Source organism: Vibrio sp. YYF0003 (assembly GCF_036350715.1).
Lineage (GTDB): Bacteria > Pseudomonadota > Gammaproteobacteria > Enterobacterales > Vibrionaceae > Vibrio > Vibrio natriegens.
This window is the reverse complement of sequence record NZ_JAZDWA010000019.1, coordinates 1,595-2,989: the sequence shown is the minus strand read 5'-3', so window position 1 is coordinate 2,989 and position 1,395 is coordinate 1,595. Positions and strand designations below refer to the sequence as shown.

Sequence of the window (1,395 nt, the reverse complement as noted above, 5' to 3'; positions counted from 1 at the left end):
TTGAGTCCATCAAAACCCCTTGGGTGTTGTATGGTTAAGCCTCACGGGCAATTAGTACAGGTTAGCTCAACGCCTCACAACGCTTACACACCCTGCCTATCAACGTCGTAGTCTACGACAACCCTTTAGGATACTTAAAGTATCAGGGAGAACTCATCTCAAGGCTCGCTTCCCGCTTAGATGCTTTCAGCGGTTATCGATCCCGAACTTAGCTACCGGGCAATGCGTCTGGCGACACAACCCGAACACCAGAGGTTCGTCCACTCCGGTCCTCTCGTACTAGGAGCAGCCCCTTTCAATTCTCCAACGCCCACGGCAGATAGGGACCGAACTGTCTCACGACGTTCTAAACCCAGCTCGCGTACCACTTTAAATGGCGAACAGCCATACCCTTGGGACCGACTTCAGCCCCAGGATGTGATGAGCCGACATCGAGGTGCCAAACACCGCCGTCGATATGAACTCTTGGGCGGTATCAGCCTGTTATCCCCGGAGTACCTTTTATCCGTTGAGCGATGGCCCTTCCATTCAGAACCACCGGATCACTATGACCTGCTTTCGCACCTGCTCGAATTGTCATTCTCGCAGTCAAGCGGGCTTATGCCATTGCACTAACCTCACGATGTCCAACCGTGATTAGCCCACCTTCGTGCTCCTCCGTTACGCTTTGGGAGGAGACCGCCCCAGTCAAACTACCCACCAGGCACTGTCCGCAACCCCGATAAGGGGTCAACGTTAGAACATCAACACTACAAGGGTGGTATTTCAAGGACGGCTCCACAGATACTGGCGTACCTGTTTCAAAGCCTCCCACCTATCCTACACATGTAGGGTCAATGTTCAGTGCCAAGCTGTAGTAAAGGTTCACGGGGTCTTTCCGTCTAGCCGCGGGTACACTGCATCTTCACAGCGATTTCAATTTCACTGAGTCTCGGGTGGAGACAGCGTGGCCATCATTACGCCATTCGTGCAGGTCGGAACTTACCCGACAAGGAATTTCGCTACCTTAGGACCGTTATAGTTACGGCCGCCGTTTACCGGGGCTTCGATCAAGAGCTTCGACCGAAGTCTAACCCCATCAATTAACCTTCCGGCACCGGGCAGGCGTCACACCGTATACGTCATCTTACGATTTTGCACAGTGCTGTGTTTTTAATAAACAGTTGCAGCCACCTGGTATCTGCGACTCTCAATAGCTCCATCCGCGAGGGACTTCACCGTCGAGAGCGTACCTTCTCCCGAAGTTACGGTACCATTTTGCCTAGTTCCTTCACCCGAGTTCTCTCAAGCGCCTTGGTATTCTCTACCCGACCACCTGTGTCGGTTTGGGGTACGATTCCTTACAATCTGAAGCTTAGAGGCTTTTCCTGGAAGCATGGCATCAATGACTTCACA

General features: G+C 52.5%; 1 rRNA gene (running past one end of the window). It reads right to left on the bottom strand.

Annotation, left to right across the window (positions count from 1 at the left end):
• Window positions 1-30 precede the first annotated feature (30 nt).
• Window positions 31-1,395: ribosomal RNA gene (locus V1U08_RS22820) — 23S ribosomal RNA — on the bottom strand (it continues 1,567 nt past the right edge of the window).